Raw genomic sequence first — 2,014 nt, forward strand, 5'->3', positions numbered from 1 at the left:
GTGTCGTTCTCGCGCAGGAACGTCTGCTGATACATCCCGCCTGCCTTTACGTTGTTGTGCCCGCTCACATACGAGATGTCCGCATGCACGCCCGCGTTCGTCAGCGACCGGTTCTGAATCGCGGTCTCCTGCTGAATCGGCCCAAGGTCATTCAGCAGATTGTTGCTCGGAAAGTACGCGTACGAGTCCCGCCGGAAGTACGGCGCGAAGTTCAACACGCTCTTGGTCCCGAACGTCCGGGTGTACGTGGGCGAAAGATCCACCGTCTCAATCTTCGATCGCTGGTCCGTCGGCCCGGTCGTCAGGCCGTTCTGCACGTACCCGTACTCCGTGTCATAGCTGTTCGGGGTCTGGAACCACGAGCGCGTGTACTGCGCATTGGTGTGGATGGAACTCACATTGCTCACGGTGTAATCGAAGCGATCGAACAGGTTCTCCTCGTTTCCCTTGTCGCGATAGACCGCAAACTCCGGTGCGTCCAGGAATCGACCTGACTGCAGCCCGCTCCCATAGATGAAGTTGCCCCAGTTCGCTCCGCCATACGCGAGTTCTGCCGAAAGATTACTGGTCCCAAAGTTCCCGTAGGAGAGCGAGACCTCACCTGTCGGCGTCGTTACGCCCTGCCCTGACCGCGTTGTCGCCACCACGACAAGGCTCGTCTTGTCTCCGTACTCTGCCGGCGGCGCACCCTCGATCACCTCGAGTGACTGCAAGGCAGACGCCGGCACCTGGTTCGAGAACACCTTGCTCTGCTGATCCGTGATCGGCTGCCCATCGATCGAGAACGACACTTCGTTGTGATCCCCGAGCCCATGCAGCAAGCCATTCGAGTCAGCCGCGACTCCCGGCGAGAGCGTCGTCACAATCGCGCTCAGCTGCGAAGACGCGCTGTCAATCGGCATCCGCTGGATCGTCGATCGATCGATATCCGTATGTGCGATCGGGTCCTGCTCGGTGAGATCCACCGGCGCCTCAACCGTCACCTCCGTCGAAGAACTAGCAACCTTCAGCATCACCGGAATAGTCTGTGCGACCGTCGAATCCACCTCAACGCGCTTGTTGACTGTCTGAAAACCCGACTCCGCGACCGTCAGTTGATAGGGATTAAACGGCACATTCACAAACTGAAAGTGCCCCGCGTTGTCAGTTGTCTCCGTGCGCGTATACCCGCTTACGGTGTTCCCAAGCGTGACCTTGGCATTCGGGATCACCGCACCCGTCGCATCGGTAACAGCGCCGCTTATTGTTCCAGAGTTGCTTTGCGCGTGGCCGACGACCGCAAAGGTGAGCGCGATGGCGCTCACAACACCGCACAGCAGGCGGCAAATTCGAAATGTCTTCATAGGACTGACCCCTGTCTCATAGGCAGAAGCCGGAAAGCTTAACGATCCGGCGAAGAGCCACCGGCGTTCTTTTCGCAAACGCCGGAAGAGCGGACGGTGAAGCCAACGCCTCGCTCATCAGGAGCGGCGTCGGCATCACAGGAAGGGCTCTTGAAGTCTAGCGGTGGGGTGGAGGACGGCTGAATGCGGCAAAGTACCACAGCATTCGAGGCTTATGCGTCGACACCAGCAGCAGGTTGCACTCGAGTACGAATGCCATGAGCAGCACGGCGAAACCCGTCACGGGCAGCGCTGAGTGCATCGCAACGCACAGCGGGCAGGCATCCTCACTCAATCCCGGCGAGAGCGCTGTATGCGCCGCCACCTGGGTCGCTGAGCTCGGAAGCCACTCACCATGAATGTGCGCGGCTTGCGCAATTCCTGCAACACCAACGAGCAACACACAAAGCAACGCAGCAACACGCAGCCAGATAGGCCGCGGTCCAGCGCCAAGCTCGCGTTGGGTCATTCGTTGCACGTTATTCAAGTATGACGCGATTTCCCAACAAACGGACGCAGCTGGTCACAAAATCGCGAATTAAGTCGCGTCACGTGGCCGAGATTTTCTCCATCACTTCTTCAACCCGCGCGTCACCGCTGGAACAATCTCAAACAAGTCCCCTACTGCCGCA

General features: G+C 59.0%; 2 protein-coding genes. Both read right to left on the reverse strand.

What is annotated here, in order from left to right; genetic code table 11:
• The coding region (locus tag WCA53_RS08645; RefSeq protein WP_423908014.1) for a TonB-dependent receptor at positions 1-1,343 on the reverse strand (1,343 nt) is incomplete at its 3' end.
• A gap of 157 nt (positions 1,344-1,500) precedes the next feature.
• Positions 1,501-1,851 (reverse strand): hypothetical protein, encoded by a 351-nt coding sequence (locus WCA53_RS08650; protein WP_423908016.1) that lies wholly within the window; start codon positions 1,849-1,851, stop codon positions 1,501-1,503.
• Positions 1,852-2,014: the final 163 nt, after the last annotated feature.

Source organism: Caballeronia sp., assembly GCF_049581465.1.
Taxonomy (GTDB): Bacteria; Pseudomonadota; Gammaproteobacteria; order Burkholderiales; family Burkholderiaceae; genus Caballeronia.